Raw genomic sequence first — 14,074 nt, forward strand, 5'->3', positions numbered from 1 at the left:
TCTCCCAGCGGCGGAATACCGCCGCCGGGCTTCGTTTCTGGAGGTTGGAATGGACAGCTCGATCATCGCAGACCGTCGGCTGCTGCGCCGCAGGCTGGGCTTCTGGCGCCTTGTCGCGGTCGTTCTGCTCGTTGCGCTCGGCTTTGCGCTTTACAATTTTGCCTTCGACGGAAGCAGCACCGCGCGCCCCCATATCGCCCATGTGACGATATCGGGGCTGATCACCGACGACGACGAGTTGCTCGAGCGGCTGGAAAAGATCAAGGACAACGACCAGGTCAAGGCGGTCGTCATTTCGATCTCCTCGCCCGGCGGAACGACCTATGGCGGCGAAAAGATCTTCAAGGCGATCCGGGCGATCGCGGAAAAGAAACCCGTCGTCTCCGATGTCAGGACGCTTGCGGCATCCGCCGGCTACATGATCGCGACGGCGGGCGATACGATCATCGCCGGCGAAAGCTCGATCACCGGCTCGATCGGCGTCATCTTCCAGTATCCGCAGGTCCAGCCGCTGCTCGACAAGCTGGGCGTCTCGCTGCAGGAGATCAAATCCTCCCCGCTCAAGGCCGAGCCCTCGCCGTTCCACAACACGAGCGAGGAAGCCAAGGCCATGATCCGCAACATGGTTCTCGACAGCTACGACTGGTTCGTCAACCTCGTCGCCGACAGACGCAAATTGCCGCACGACGAGGTGCTGAAGCTTGCCGACGGCACGATTTACACGGGCCGGCAGGCGCTGAAGGTCAAACTTATCGACGCGATCGGCGGAGAACCGGAAATCCGCGCCTACCTGACGTCGCGAAACGTCGGCGACAAGCTGCCCATGGTCGATTGGGACAAGAAGCGCAACACGTCCTTCCTGCTCGCAGGAGCTGTTTCGCGGTTGATTACGATCCTCGGTTATGGTGATCTTGTCAAAGGCCAGGATCTGAACGGCATCCTACCCCCAAAGTTGCTCCTTGACGGGTTGCTTTCAGTTTGGCAGGTTGGCCAGGATTGAATAAGAAATCAATAATTTAAGGGGGCGACCGTGATCAAGTCCGAACTGGTGCAGATTGTTGCGGCACGCAATCCGCATCTCTACCACCGCGATGTGGAAAATATCGTCAACGCGGTCCTCGACGAGATCACCGATGCGCTTGCCGCCGGCAACCGCGTCGAGCTGCGCGGCTTCGGCGCATTTTCGGTCAAGAACCGTCCCTCCCGTTCCGGCCGCAACCCGCGCACGGGCGACACCGTCTTCGTCGAGGAGAAGTGGGTTCCCTTCTTCAAGACCGGCAAGGAACTGCGCGAGCGCCTGAACCCCGGACAGGCCGACGAAGAGGATTGATCCTCTCAAACGGGCATCAAGCCGCACTTGAACTTCGCCGCCGCACCTCTATTCTGGCGTCCATGAAGCTTGCCTTCGCCAAACCGGCGCGGAGAACGAAATGGCCAAGAAGATCGTCAACCTTTTGATTTTGCTGCCGCTTGGCGTCATCCTGATCATCTTCTGCGTTGCCAACCGGCAGAGCGTGACACTTGCCTTCAATCCGTTCCGGCCCGAGGACCAGGTTCTTTCGCTGGCCGCACCCTTCTTCGTCTTCCTGCTGATTGCCTTCATCATCGGCATGCTGGTGGGCTCGGCCGTGACCTGGTTCAACCAGGGCAAACACCGCAAACGCGCCCGCGTGGAAGCCCGGGAAGCGATCCGCTGGCAGAGCGAGGCGGACCGCCACAAGACGCGCGCCGAAGAAATCGCCGGACAGCTGCCCTCGCGGTGATTGCCGCTATCGTGCGGTGGCGGACGGAAAACTCAGCTCTTCATAGTCGCCTTCGCTCGACGTGCCTCTGCCGATGACGTGGAAGCCGTGCGCCAGATAGAAGGCTTTGGCGAGGCGATTGTTGACCAGGCATTTCAGCCGATAGGCGTGAAGCGGCCAGCCGGGCAGCGATCGCAGCAAAGCGCTCCCTGCCCCTTTGCCCTGAAATTCGGGCAGGATATAGAGCATGTGGATGAAGTCATCCGCCTCCCAGATCGAGAGAAAGCCGGCTATCTTCCCGTCAGGCGCCTCGCAGACGGAGACGACTTCGCCATTGGTGTGGGCGGCAAAATCCTCCCGATGAAATTTGCCGGGATCGACCCAGGTGAAGGTCTGCTGCCGGACGGACAGATAGATTTCCGCAAGCGCCATCGCATCTTCAGGGCGGCTCGGCCGGATCTTCCAGTCCATGGACGTCGCGTGAAAGGAATTGTGCATGGTGCCTAGCCTGCGGCCTTTCCAACAACGGCGGCATTGAAATTTCCCCAGAAGCGGCGGGCGAGTTTCTCCAGCGTGGCGCGGATCAATCTGCCGCCGATCTCGGCAAGCCGGCCGCCGGTATCGCCGTCGGCCTCATACCGCAGCAGCGTGTGAAGGCCCTCATCCACCAGGGTGACATCGGCCTCGCCCCTGGCAAAGCCGGCAATGCCGCCCCGCCCTTCGGCAGCGATCGTGTAGCTACGGGGCGCATCGACATTCGAAAGCCTGATCTCGCCTTCGAACGTCACCGAAAACAGGCCGAAACCGACTTTGACGGTTGCCAGGAACTGCGTGGACGACAGCTTTTCGACGCTCTGGCAACCGGGAATGCATTGCCTGATAATATCGGGATCGTTCATGGCAGCCCAGACGACATCGCGCGGCGCGGCGATGCGTTCCTCCCCGATCAGGTCCATCCGCAGTTTCCCATTTCCATAGCCCGACCATATCATGATGGGAAAGCGCTTTGCCAAGGTCGGACGGGATGCTATTTGCACTGGCTCAACCGAATTCAAGACGCGGAAGACCACGTTGAAACAGAGAGAACGCCGGCCCGGCGCGAAGATGGCGGCAGGCCCTTCGGGCGGACGCCGCGCCGATGCGCGGCCGGCAAGGCCGGAAAAGACGGCCGCCAAACCTGCCCCCGCGCGGGAAGCGCGCCCGCCGGCGGCGGTTCCCGCCGCAATCGAGCGCCCGCTCACGGTGCGCAGCGGCGAGCGGCCGGCCGAACGCGTGCCTGTCATCCTGGAATCGACGGGTGCGGGCGATTTCCATCTGATCGACAGCGGCAACGGCCAGAAGCTCGAACAATATGGCCCCTATCGCATCGTGCGTCCCGAGGGGCAGGCGCTGTGGCAGCCCTCACTGCCCGCCCATGCCTGGGAAAAGGTCGATGCGGTATTTACCGGCGATACGGATGAAGAAGGCACCGGCCGCTGGCGTTTTCCCAAGGAAGCGCATGGCGAAACCTGGCCGCTCAACCTGCTCGGCGTCGATTTCTTCGGCCGCTTCACCTCCTTTCGCCATGTCGGCGTCTTCCCGGAGCAGATCGTCCACTGGAGCTGGATGAAGGACCAGGTGGAAAGCGCCGGCCGGCCGCTGAAGGTGCTGAACCTCTTCGGCTATACGGGCGTCGCCTCGCTGGTGGCGGCAGCCGCCGGCGCCGAGGTCACGCATGTGGACGCCTCGAAGAAGGCGATCGGCTGGGCACGCGAAAACCAGGCGCTCGGCCGCATGGAAAAACTGCCGATCCGCTGGATCTGCGAGGATGCGATGAAGTTCATCCTGCGCGAGGAACGCCGCGGCAGCCAATACGACATCATCCTGACCGACCCGCCGAAATTCGGCCGGGGGCCGAACGGCGAGGTCTGGCACCTTTTCGAGCACCTGCCGCTGATGCTGGACATCTGCCGCGAGATCCTGTCGCCGAAGGCGGTCGGCCTCGTGCTGACGGCCTATTCGATCCGGGCGAGTTTCTATTCCATTCACGAGCTGATGCGCGAGACGATGCGCGGGGCCGGCGGCGTGGTCGAATCCGGCGAACTCGTCATCCGCGAGGCTGGCCTCGACGGCAAGACACCGGGCCGGGCGCTCTCCACTTCCCTCTTTTCCCGCTGGGTGCCGAAATGAACGAATTCCACGATCGCGGCCCGCGCAGGGTCGGGCAGGTGAAGGAAGTCACCTCGCTTGCCAACCCGATCATCAAAGACATCAAGGCGCTGACCAACAAGAAGTCGCGCGAGGAGAGCGGCACCTTCATGGCCGAGGGCCTGAAGCTCGTCATCGATGCGATCGAGCTCGGCTGGACGATCCGCACGCTCGTCTACGCCAAGGCCGCCAAGGGCAAGCCGCTGGTCGAACAGATGGCGGCAAAGACCGTGGCCTCCGGCGGCCTCGTGCTCGAAGTCAGCGAGAAGGTGATTTCTTCCATCACCCGGCGCGACAATCCGCAGATGGTGGTCGGCATTTTCGAAACGCGCTGGGCGAAGCTCCGGGATGTCAGGCCGAAGGAGGGCGAGACCTGGGTGGCGCTCGACCGCGTGCGCGATCCCGGCAATCTCGGCACGATCATCCGCACCGCCGATGCCGCCGGCGCCTCCGGCGTCATCCTGGTCGGCGAGACGACGGATCCCTTTTCGCTGGAAACGGTGCGGGCCACCATGGGATCGGTTTTTGCCGTTCCTGTTGCCCACGCGACAGCGGAGGAATTCATCGCCTGGAAGAAACAGGCCGGCGTTTCGCTCGTTGCCACCCATCTTGCCGGTTCCGTCGACTATCGCACGATCGACTACAGGAAGAAGCCTATCGTGCTTCTGATGGGCAACGAACAGTCCGGCCTGCCGGAGCAGCTGGCGAAGGAGGCGGATGCGCTTGCCCGTATTCCCCAGCAGGGGCGCGCCGATTCCCTCAATCTCGCCGTCGCCACCGCCGTCATGCTTTTCGAGGCACGCCGCCATCTCCTCTCACTTTCCGAGGGCAAATGACCGACCAGACGACCGCACGCCCGGCGCTCTTCTCGCGACCCCTGCCGATCCTGATCTTCATCCTGATCGCCGTTATCCTCGACCAGATCGTCAAGATCGCCGTCGATCGCTACCTGCCGCTGCAGGAAGCCGTTCCCGTCGTTCCGATGCTGGCGCTCTACCGCACCTACAATCTCGGCGTGGCTTTCTCGATGCTGTCGGGCATGGACGGCTGGTTCATCGTCGGCATGCGACTGATCATCGTCGCCTTCGTACTTTATCTCTGGCACCGCACGGCCAAGGACCGGTGGCTGGCGCATCTCGGCTACGCGCTGATCATTGCCGGCGCGATCGGCAACCTGATCGACCGTTTCGCCTACGGGCATGTGATCGACTATATCCTCTTCCATACGGAAACCTGGTCATTCGCCGTCTTCAATCTGGCCGACAGTTTCATCACTGTCGGCGCCGGCTGCGTCATTCTCGACGAGATGCTGCAGAAGCCGAAAAAGCCGGATCGCTAAACTTTTAGCGGATTCCTGAAAACATTCGGAACGGGCAATATGTTAGCTGAACTGCATGCAAAGTTTGGCGCAGTTGCAGGAACGATTGTCCGCCGCATTCGGCGGCGCCGCCGTCAGGGCCTATCGCGGCCGGGCGGCGGGTGAACTGTCGTCACCGGCAGCCTTTCGTTTCCAGCATCCCCCGCTCTTCCACTGGCTCGGCGGATCGGGCCTTCTTGCGGCGATCCTGCTGCTGCTGCTTTCCTATTGGGGCGGTCCGCTGATGACCGGCCTCGGCCTCATCCTGATCGCGGCCATCGCAGGTCTTGTCGGCGTTGTTTTCCGCGGCGCAAGCAGGGCCGGCGGGCGCGGTCCCCGAACGCCCGAACGTGTCGATGCGACCGGGCTGCTCGGCACGGTCCATGACGTGCTCGGGGATATCGTCGTCACCCGCATGATGGACCGGCGCATCATCGGCGCCAACGAGACCTTCCGCCAGCTGACCGGACGCGCCAAGCCCGAAGGCCAGACCTGCGAGGAGATCGGCCTTGCTTTCCGCCCCGGCCCGCAGCCGCACCGTTACGACGTGGAGATTTCGACACCGGCCGGACAGCGCATCTTCCTCTGGCACGACGTCGTGACCCGCGATCCGGCAAACGGGCGTTTGCTGCTGCAGAGCATTGCGCGCGATGTGACCGAAGAGCGGCTTGCCGCCGAAAGCCGGGAGGAAGCCCGGCAGAAGGCCGAATATAACAGCGCTGCCAAGTCGCGGCTGCTCGCCACGGTCAGCCATGAAATCCGCACGCCTCTGTCCGGGATTCTCGGCATGGCGCATCTGATCTCGGAAACGAAGCTGACGCAGGAGCAGCAGAACTATCTGACCAGCATCCGTCAATCCGGCCATGCGCTGACGCAGCTGGTGGAGGATCTGCTCGATTTCTCGACCATCGAGGTCGGCCGCTTCCAGCTGCGGCCGCGCTCGGAATCCTTGCGCAAGCTCGTCGAGAGCGTCGTGGAAATGCTGGCTCATCGCGCTCACGAGAAGGGCATCGAGATCGGCGCGACGGTATCCTGCGACGTGCCGGAGCTGATGAGCTTCGATCCGGCACGGCTGCGGCAGGTGCTTTTCAACGTCATCGGCAATGCCGTCAAGTTCACGCAGGTCGGCGGCGTCTTCATCCGCATCTCCAGAGCCGCAGGCGAACTTTTGATATCAGTGACCGATACCGGGCCTGGCATGACGGCGGAGGAGCAGGCGCGCATATTCGGAGAATTCGAACAGGGCGGCTCGCTTGCCCAGAAGAGCAACGGTACCGGCCTCGGCCTGGCGATTTCGGCGCGCATCATGCGTGAATTCGGCGGCTCGCTGAGCGTTGCCAGCGAGAAAGGCAAGGGCAGCCAGTTCACCATCCGCTTCCCCGTCGAATTTGCCGAAGAGGATACGGCCACGCGCAACGCCTTGCTGGCCGGCAACAGCATCGTGCTGCTCGCTCCGGCAGGCGCGGCACGCACGGCGATTGCCGAGACGATCACCACGCTCGGCGGGCGCTGCCATCTCGTCGCCACCGGCGAGGCGGCCCGCGAAAGCCTGCTGTCGCTCGCCCGCAGCGGCGACCGGCCGACCGATATCATCGTCGATCACCGCATGTCCGAGGAATTCTCGCTGCACATCGCCGACCGCACGGAGATCGCCGCACTCGGGCTGCGCAAGGTGCTGCTCGTCAACCCGGAAGAGCGCAACTCCTATTCGCTCGATCTCTTCGATGCGTGGCTGATCCGGCCGCTGCGCGAGCAGTCGCTGATCGACGTGCTGCGCGGGCGCATGCGCGGCATGGAAAAGCGCGACGCGCTGAACGACAATCAGCCGGGTATCGGCCTTTCGGTTGCGGAACGCGCCGCGACAGGCGACGGGCTCTCCATCCTGCTCGGCGAGGACGACCCCATCAATGCCATGCTGGTGCGCGTCATGCTGGAAAAGGGCGGTCATTCGGTCCGGCATGTCGAGGATTTCGAATCTCTGCTCGACAGCGCGCTCGGCGACGACCGGCCTGACATCATCATCAGCGACCTGTCCATGCCCGGCGGCAACGGCAGCGACATGCTCGGACGCCTTCGCGGACACGAACGACGGCTCGATCTTCAGCCGGTCCCGGTCATCGTTCTGACCGCGGACAAGAGCGACGAATCGCGGCGACAGGTCTTGCTCAACGGCGCCAATCGCGTCATGGTGAAACCGGTGGATCCGGTCAGGCTGCTCACCGAAGTACAGGCGGTTGTTGCTCTTTCAGCCCGCCGGGCTCAGGCACGCTGAAGCTGGAAAAATCGGCACGTTTCTTGCGTGCACAAATTTGCTATGTCACTTTCCTGTCGTACATAAGTGTTTTATGGCGTGTGATAGGCCGGAGACGGGAGAATCGCCATGTCTGTTGACATCCTCAATTGTGACGCCGCTGCCGAGGCCGCTCGGCCATCGACGGCTGCCGCGCCGAAGGAAGGCGACGTTCTCGGCCGCATCGGCAATCTGGAAACTCGCCTTGCCCGCAGCGCGCGTGAGATCGACGCCGCGCAGGCCGTGCGCTACCGCGTTTTCGTCGAGGAAATGAAGGCTCAGCTGCCGGCGGACGCCATGCGCCGCGAGCGGGACTTCGATGCCTATGACGCCTTCTGCGACCATCTTCTCGTTCTCGACCGCTCGATCGAAGGCGATGCGGAAGACCAGATCGTCGGCACCTATCGCCTGCTCCGCCAGGACGTGGCCATGGCCAATGGCGGTTTTTACTCGGCTTCTGAATTTGCAATCGACGACCTGATCGCCCGCCATCCCGACAAACGCTTCATGGAACTCGGCCGCTCCTGCGTGCTGCCGGAATACCGCACCAAACGCATCGTCGAACTGCTCTGGCAGGGCAATTGGGCCTATGCGCTGAAGCACGGCATGAGCGCGATGTTCGGCTGCGCCTCCTTCCCCGGCGTTCAGCCGGAAAGCCATGCGCTGGCACTTTCCTTCCTCTATCACAGCGTGCTCGCCAAGGACGAATGGGCCGTCGGCGCCCTGCCGCATCTGGCGCGCGACATGGACCTGATGCCGGCCGAAGGCGTCAATCCGAAGAAGGCGCTGATGGCCTTGCCGCCGCTCATCAAGGGCTATCTGCGCCTCGGCGCGATGGTCGGCTCCAGCGCCGTCGTCGACCAGGCTTTCAACACGACCGACGTGCTGATCGTGCTGCCGATATCGAGCATTTCCGACCGTTACCTCAACTACTACGGTGCGGACGCAGGACGGTTCGCAAGCTGATATGGCTGACGCCTCATGCGCGAGGACGTCGAATAGCCAGCAATCCGATTTGGAGATTTAGGAGGCGGACCACATCTCGGTCCGCCCCCTCATTTATCGATCAGGAACCGGCAGAATAGGCCGCAATCGCAGCCATATTGACGATATCGCTGTCCTTGGCGCCCATCGAGGTGATCTGCACCGCCTTGTCGAGACCGACGAGGATGGGGCCGATGACCGTGGAGCCGCCGAGTTCCTGCAACATCTTGGTCGAGATCGATGCCGAGTGGAATGCCGGCATGACGAGGACGTTTGCCGGGCCGGACAGGCGGCAGAAGGGATATTGCTCCATCGCCTTGCGGTTCAGGGCGACGTCGGCAGCCATTTCGCCGTCATATTCGAAATCGACGCGGCGCTTGTCGAGGATTTTTACGGCTTCGCGGACACGCTCGGAGCGCTCGCCGGAGGGATGGCCGAAGGTGGAATAGGCAAGCATCGCAACGCGCGGCTGATAGCCCATGCGGCGCGCAAGGCCGGCCGCCTCCTCGGCAATATCGGCAAGCTCCTCGGCCGTCGGCATATCGTGAACGGCCGTATCGGCAACAAAGACCGTGCGGCCACGGCAAAGCGCAATCGACACGCCGATGACGCGATGGCCGGGCTTTTCGTCGATGCAGCGGCGCACGTCCTCGAGCGCGGTCGAATAGTTGCGGGTAATGCCTGTCACCATGCCGTCGGCATCGCCGAGCGCCACCATGGTGGCCGCGAAATGGTTGCGGTCGTTATGGATCAGGCGCTGCACGTCGCGGTGCAGGTAGCCTTTGCGCTGCAGGCGCGCATAGAGATAGTCGATATAGGCATCGACGCGATTGGAGATACGCGCGTTGACGATTTCGAGGCCCGGACGGTTGAGGTCGATGCCGGCGCGCTCCGCCGTTGCGCGGATCAGATCCTCGCGGCCGAGCAGGACGGCGGTGCCGAGCTGCTGGTTGGCGTAGGACATGGCGGCGCGCAGCACCTGTTCCTCTTCGGCCTCGGCGAAGACGACGCGTTTCGGATGACGGCGCACGCGCTCGTAGAGGCTCGCAAGCGTGGAGGCGATCGGATCGCGGCGGGCCGACAGTTCGCGCTTGTAGCCGGCCATGTCGGTGATGATCTTGCGGGCGACGCCGCTTTCGATCGCCGCTTCGGCGACGGCGGCGGGAATGGCGGAGATCAGGCGCGGATCGAAGGGAACCGGAATGATATATTGGGCGCCGAAACGCGGACGGTTGCCCTGGTAGGCGGCCGCGACATCGTCAGGCACGTCTTCGCGCGCCAGGCTTGCCAGCGCCTTGACGGCGGCGATCTTCATCGCGTCGTTGATGGTCGTGGCGCGGACGTCGAGCGCGCCGCGGAAAATATAGGGAAAGCCGAGCACGTTGTTGACCTGGTTCGGATAGTCCGAACGGCCGGTCGCCATGATGGCATCGTCCCGGATGCGGGCCACTTCTTCGGGCGTGATTTCCGGATCGGGATTGGCCATGGCGAAGATGATCGGCCGCTCGGCCATGGAACGGATCATCTCCTCGGAGAAGGCGCCCTTCTGCGACAGGCCGAAAACGACGTCGGCCCCCTTCATGGCCTCTTCCAGCGTACGCGTATCGGTCTTTGCCGCATGGGCCGATTTCCACTGGTTCATGCCCTCGGTGCGGCCCTGGTAGATGACGCCCTTGGTATCGCAGAGGATGATGTTTTCGGGCGCAAAACCCATCGACTTGATAAGCTCGACGCAGGCGATGGCGGCCGCACCCGCGCCGTTGCAGACGAGCTTGGTGGTCTTGAGATCGCGGCCGGTCAGTTCCAGCGCGTTGATGAGGCCGGCGGCGGCGATGATCGCGGTCCCGTGCTGGTCGTCATGGAAGACCGGGATATCCATCAGCTCGCGCAGGCGGCTTTCGATGACGAAACAGTCCGGCGCCTTGATGTCTTCCAGATTGATGCCGCCGAAGGACGGGCCAAGGAAGCGCACGCAGTTGATGAACTCGTCGACATTTTCCGTATCGACTTCAAGGTCGATGGAATCGACATCGGCGAAACGCTTGAAGAGGACCGACTTGCCCTCCATGACCGGCTTGGAGGCCAGCGCGCCGAGATTGCCGAGACCGAGAATGGCCGTGCCGTTGGAGATGACGGCAACCATGTTGCCCCGGGTCGTATAGTCGTAGGCCGTGGCCGGATCGGTGGCGATGGCCTTGACCGGCACCGCGACACCCGGCGAATAGGCCAGCGAGAGGTCGCGCTGGGTCGCCATCGGCTTGGTCGGGTTGATCTCCAGCTTGCCGGGCCGACCCATCGCGTGAAATTCGAGCGCTTCCGTATCGGTAACAGACGTCGCCGGCCGTTCTTTCTTCTCCATGCGGGACATGCCTCCTCCAAACGTCTGTGGGTGACGTTTTCCTCTTCCCCAATTGCTGTTGTCATCTATAGCGGCGCGCGGATAGGGTTGGCACCTGTTTTTTTGGGAAAAACTGCACCTCCGTGAACGCACGAATAGACAGCAGAAACGAAGCCTTCTCGGCAGCCGAGCTCGCGACTGAGGAAAGCCGCGCCTCGGCAACGCCGATGATGGAACAATATATCGAGATCAAGGCGAACAATCCGGATTCGCTGCTCTTCTATCGCATGGGCGATTTTTACGAGCTGTTCTTCGAGGATGCGCTTGAGGCTTCGCGCGCGCTCGGCATCACGCTCACCAGGCGCGGCCAGCATATGGGACAGGATATTGCCATGTGCGGCGTGCCTGTTCACGCGGCCGACGATTACCTGCAGAAGCTGATCGCGCTCGGCTATCGCGTTGCCGTCTGCGAACAGGTGGAAGACCCGGCGGAAGCCAAGAAACGCGGATCGAAATCCGTCGTCAAGCGCGACGTCATTCGCCTCGTCACGCCGGGCACCATTACCGAGGAGAAGCTGCTTTCGCCTTCGGAATCGAACTACCTGATGACGCTTTCGCGCATCCGCGGCTCTTCGGAACCGGCGCTGGCGCTCGCCTGGATCGATATTTCCACCGGCGTCTTCCGGCTGGCGGAAACCGACGCCTCGCGGCTGCTTGCCGATATCCTGCGCATCGATCCGCGCGAACTCATCGTGCCGGATACGCTGTTTTATGACGGCGAGTTGAAACCGGTCTTCGACGTGCTCGGCCGCACCGCCGTTCCACAGCCGGCTGTACTTTTCGACAGCGCGACCGCAGAAACCCGCATCGCCCGCTATTTCGACGTTTCCACGCTCGACGGTTTCGGAAGTTTTTCGCGCGCCGAGCTGGCGGCAGCGGCGGCGGCCATCGCCTATGTGGAGAAGACGCAGATTGCCGAGCGGCCGCCGCTTGGCCGGCCGGAACGGGAGAGCGGCGCCTCCACGCTGTTCATCGATCCGGCGACACGCGCCAATCTGGAACTCGTGCGCACGCTGTCCGGCGATCGCAACGGCGCTCTTTTGAGGGCGATCGACCGGACGACCACCGGCGGCGGGGCGCGGCTGCTTGCCGAGCGGCTGATGTCGCCGCTCACCGATCCCGCCCGCGTCAACGAGCGGTTGGATTCGATCGGCTTCCTGATGCAGGAGCCGTCGCTCTGCGGCGAGTTGCGCGACGTGCTGAAACATGTGCCGGACATGCCGCGGGCGCTCTCCCGCCTGGCGCTTGACCGCGGCGGCCCGCGCGACCTCTGGGCGATCCGCCAGGGACTTGGCGCTGCCGCGCATATGGCGGATCTTCTGGCGGGCGCGATGCTGCCGGCGGAGCTGGAACAGGCACGCACGGGGCTGCAGGCGCTCCCTTCCGAACTCGAAGCCCTGCTTGCGGAAAACCTTGCCGAGGAATTGCCGCTCCTGAAACGCGATGGCGGTTTCCTGCGCGACGGAGCCAATGCCGACCTCGACGAGGTGCGCGCACTGCGCGACCAGTCGCGCCGCGTCATTGCCGGCCTGCAGCTGCAATATGCCGAAGAGACCGGCATCAAGTCGCTGAAGATCAAGCACAACAATATCCTCGGCTACTTCATCGAAGTCACCGCCGGCAATGCGGGGCCGATGACCGATACGGCCGAGGCCAAGGCCCGCTTCATCCATCGCCAGACGATGGCAAATGCAATGCGTTTCACCACGACGGAGCTTGCCGACCTCGAAAGCCGGATCGCCAACGCCGCCGACCGGGCGCTGCAGATCGAGCTCGAAGCCTTTGACCGGATGAGGGAAGCGATCGTTGCCGAGGCCGAGGCCATCAAGGCCGGCGCGCGCGCGCTCGCCGTCATCGACGTGGCGGCAGGCCTGGCACGTCTTGCCGAAGAGCAGGCCTATTGCCGGCCGCTGGTCGACGGGTCGAAGATGTTTGCGATCGAGGGCGGACGCCACCCTGTCGTCGAGCAGGCGCTGCGACGCCAGTCCATCGGTCCCTTCGTCGCCAACAATTGCGACCTTTCGCCCGTCTCCGACGGCAAGGACGGGGCGATCTGGCTGCTGACCGGCCCCAATATGGGCGGCAAATCGACTTTCCTGCGCCAGAACGCGCTGATCGCCATCCTTGCCCAGATGGGCTCCTTCGTGCCGGCAACATCGGCGCATATCGGCATCGTCGACCGGCTGTTCTCGCGCGTCGGCGCATCGGACGATCTGGCACGCGGGCGGTCCACCTTCATGGTGGAGATGGTCGAAACCGCAGCGATCCTCAATCAGGCGACCGATCGTTCCCTCGTCATCCTGGACGAGATCGGTCGTGGCACGGCGACGTTCGACGGTCTTTCCATCGCCTGGGCGGCCGTCGAGCACCTGCACGAGGCCAACCGCTGCCGCGGGCTCTTCGCGACACATTTCCACGAGCTGACCGTGCTTTCGGAAAAACTTGCGCGGCTATCGAATGCGACGATGCGGGTGAAGGAATGGGACGGGGACGTCATTTTCCTGCACGAGGTCGGACCCGGCGCCGCCGACCGGTCCTACGGCATCCAGGTGGCGCGGCTTGCCGGCCTGCCGGCCTCGGTGGTGGCCCGCGCCCGCGATGTGCTCACGCGCCTTGAAGACGCCGATCGCAAGAACCCGGCAAGCCAGCTGATCGACGATCTGCCGCTGTTCCAGGTCGCGGTGCGCCGCGAAGAAACATCCCGCGGGCCGTCCAAGGTCGAGGAAGCCCTGAAGGCGATGAGCCTCGACGATATGACGCCGCGCGAGGCGCTTGATGCGCTTTACGATCTCAAGAAGAAGATGAAGTAGGAGCAGCAACCCCGTGTTCATGGAAAAACTGCTTCAGGAAACGCAACGCCTCTCCGTCATCGTCTCGATGCTCGAGATCATGAAACAGTCGGACGGCAATCTGGAGGCGCGCGGCTGGAATACGCCGATCGGCATGGCCAAGATTACCGGCTCGTGCCTGAAGATCGGAGAGCTCAGCGGTGCTATCATTGACGCCGGATACCGCGAATGCGACAGGGCGACGCTGAACGGGATCATGAGCGAGACGCGGCAGGTCCTCGATACGCTTCTGACGCAGGCCTCTGCCTGAGAACTTGCGGCAAAGCG

Annotated in this window: 13 protein-coding genes; 10 read left to right on the top strand and 3 right to left on the bottom strand. The window is 63.2% G+C overall.

The genetic code is table 11. The features are described 5' to 3' along the window. Positions 1-49 precede the first annotated feature (49 nt). From sppA to ACFPWW_RS24600, 3 genes are all read left to right on the top strand, one after another. Complete coding sequence (sppA, locus tag ACFPWW_RS24590) at positions 50-1,000, top strand: signal peptide peptidase SppA (RefSeq protein WP_112705081.1); 951 nt, start codon at positions 50-52, stop codon at positions 998-1,000. Between the two features lie 30 nt (positions 1,001-1,030). Then, complete coding sequence (locus ACFPWW_RS24595; protein ID WP_003544934.1) at positions 1,031-1,330, top strand: integration host factor subunit beta; 300 nt, start codon at positions 1,031-1,033, stop codon at positions 1,328-1,330. Between the two features lie 100 nt (positions 1,331-1,430). After that, entirely contained in the window at positions 1,431-1,763 is a 333-nt protein-coding gene (locus tag ACFPWW_RS24600; protein ID WP_112565371.1) for a LapA family protein, read from the top strand. 6 nt (positions 1,764-1,769) lie between these two features. Here ACFPWW_RS24600 and ACFPWW_RS24605 read toward each other — a convergent pair whose 3' ends face one another. Together ACFPWW_RS24605 and ACFPWW_RS24610 are read right to left on the bottom strand one after the other, a co-directional pair. Continuing rightward, positions 1,770-2,213 carry a GNAT family N-acetyltransferase gene (locus tag ACFPWW_RS24605; protein ID WP_377313845.1) on the bottom strand — a complete coding sequence of 148 codons (444 nt, stop codon included), beginning with the start codon at positions 2,211-2,213 and terminating at the stop codon, positions 1,770-1,772. Positions 2,214-2,245: 32 nt separating this feature from the next. Further along, on the bottom strand, positions 2,246-2,698 hold the full coding sequence (locus ACFPWW_RS24610; RefSeq protein ID WP_112565369.1) for a CoxG family protein: 453 nt from the start codon (positions 2,696-2,698) through the stop codon (positions 2,246-2,248). Positions 2,699-2,813: 115 nt separating this feature from the next. Here ACFPWW_RS24610 and ACFPWW_RS24615 point away from each other — a divergent pair, with 115 nt between their 5' ends. The 5 genes from ACFPWW_RS24615 (at position 2,814) to ACFPWW_RS24635 (ending at position 8,542) form a co-directional block, all read left to right on the top strand. Next, on the top strand, positions 2,814-3,911 hold the full coding sequence (locus tag ACFPWW_RS24615; protein WP_112758126.1) for a class I SAM-dependent methyltransferase: 1,098 nt from the start codon (positions 2,814-2,816) through the stop codon (positions 3,909-3,911). Continuing rightward, on the top strand, positions 3,908-4,765 hold the full coding sequence (locus ACFPWW_RS24620; RefSeq protein WP_113500304.1) for a TrmH family RNA methyltransferase: 858 nt from the start codon (positions 3,908-3,910) through the stop codon (positions 4,763-4,765). Before ACFPWW_RS24615 ends, ACFPWW_RS24620 begins: the two co-directional genes overlap by 4 nt. Then, a complete protein-coding gene (lspA, locus tag ACFPWW_RS24625) occupies positions 4,762-5,268 on the top strand; it encodes a signal peptidase II (RefSeq protein WP_112565363.1) in 507 nt (168 codons plus the stop codon). The genes ACFPWW_RS24620 and lspA overlap by 4 nt, the downstream gene beginning before the upstream one ends. Positions 5,269-5,530: 262 nt before the next feature. Next, complete coding sequence (locus tag ACFPWW_RS24630) at positions 5,531-7,558, top strand: hybrid sensor histidine kinase/response regulator (RefSeq protein WP_377313847.1); 2,028 nt, start codon at positions 5,531-5,533, stop codon at positions 7,556-7,558. A gap of 108 nt (positions 7,559-7,666) precedes the next feature. Then, the gene (locus tag ACFPWW_RS24635; protein ID WP_112565359.1) at positions 7,667-8,542 is read left to right on the top strand and encodes a GNAT family N-acetyltransferase; all 876 of its coding nucleotides are present in this window, start codon (positions 7,667-7,669) and stop codon (positions 8,540-8,542) included. Positions 8,543-8,642: 100 nt separating this feature from the next. Here the strand turns inward: ACFPWW_RS24635 and ACFPWW_RS24640 are convergent, their stop codons facing one another. Next, on the bottom strand, positions 8,643-10,928 hold the full coding sequence (locus tag ACFPWW_RS24640; RefSeq protein ID WP_112565357.1) for an NADP-dependent malic enzyme: 2,286 nt from the start codon (positions 10,926-10,928) through the stop codon (positions 8,643-8,645). A gap of 113 nt (positions 10,929-11,041) precedes the next feature. Here ACFPWW_RS24640 and mutS point away from each other — a divergent pair, with 113 nt between their 5' ends. After that, on the top strand, positions 11,042-13,768 hold the full coding sequence (gene mutS, locus ACFPWW_RS24645; RefSeq protein WP_377313604.1) for a DNA mismatch repair protein MutS: 2,727 nt from the start codon (positions 11,042-11,044) through the stop codon (positions 13,766-13,768). Positions 13,769-13,781: 13 nt separating this feature from the next. After that, positions 13,782-14,057 (top strand): hypothetical protein, encoded by a 276-nt coding sequence (locus tag ACFPWW_RS24650; protein WP_112565353.1) that lies wholly within the window; start codon positions 13,782-13,784, stop codon positions 14,055-14,057. Positions 14,058-14,074 lie beyond the last annotated feature (17 nt).

Source organism: Rhizobium sp. GCM10022189 (assembly GCF_042656325.1).
In the GTDB taxonomy this organism is placed as follows: domain Bacteria; phylum Pseudomonadota; class Alphaproteobacteria; order Rhizobiales; family Rhizobiaceae; genus Rhizobium.

Coding starts and splice junctions, on each gene's coding strand:
- sppA (WP_112705081.1), top strand. CDS start 50: ATGGACAGCTCGATCATCGCAGACCGTCGGCTGCTGCGCCGCAGGCTG.
- ACFPWW_RS24600 (WP_112565371.1), top strand. CDS start 1,431: ATGGCCAAGAAGATCGTCAACCTTTTGATTTTGCTGCCGCTTGGCGTC.
- ACFPWW_RS24605 (WP_377313845.1), bottom strand. CDS start 2,213: ATGGACTGGAAGATCCGGCCGAGCCGCCCTGAAGATGCGATGGCGCTT.
- ACFPWW_RS24610 (WP_112565369.1), bottom strand. CDS start 2,698: ATGGACCTGATCGGGGAGGAACGCATCGCCGCGCCGCGCGATGTCGTC.
- ACFPWW_RS24620 (WP_113500304.1), top strand. CDS start 3,908: ATGAACGAATTCCACGATCGCGGCCCGCGCAGGGTCGGGCAGGTGAAG.
- lspA (WP_112565363.1), top strand. CDS start 4,762: ATGACCGACCAGACGACCGCACGCCCGGCGCTCTTCTCGCGACCCCTG.
- ACFPWW_RS24630 (WP_377313847.1), top strand. CDS start 5,531: ATGACCGGCCTCGGCCTCATCCTGATCGCGGCCATCGCAGGTCTTGTC.
- ACFPWW_RS24635 (WP_112565359.1), top strand. CDS start 7,667: ATGTCTGTTGACATCCTCAATTGTGACGCCGCTGCCGAGGCCGCTCGG.
- ACFPWW_RS24640 (WP_112565357.1), bottom strand. CDS start 10,928: ATGTCCCGCATGGAGAAGAAAGAACGGCCGGCGACGTCTGTTACCGAT.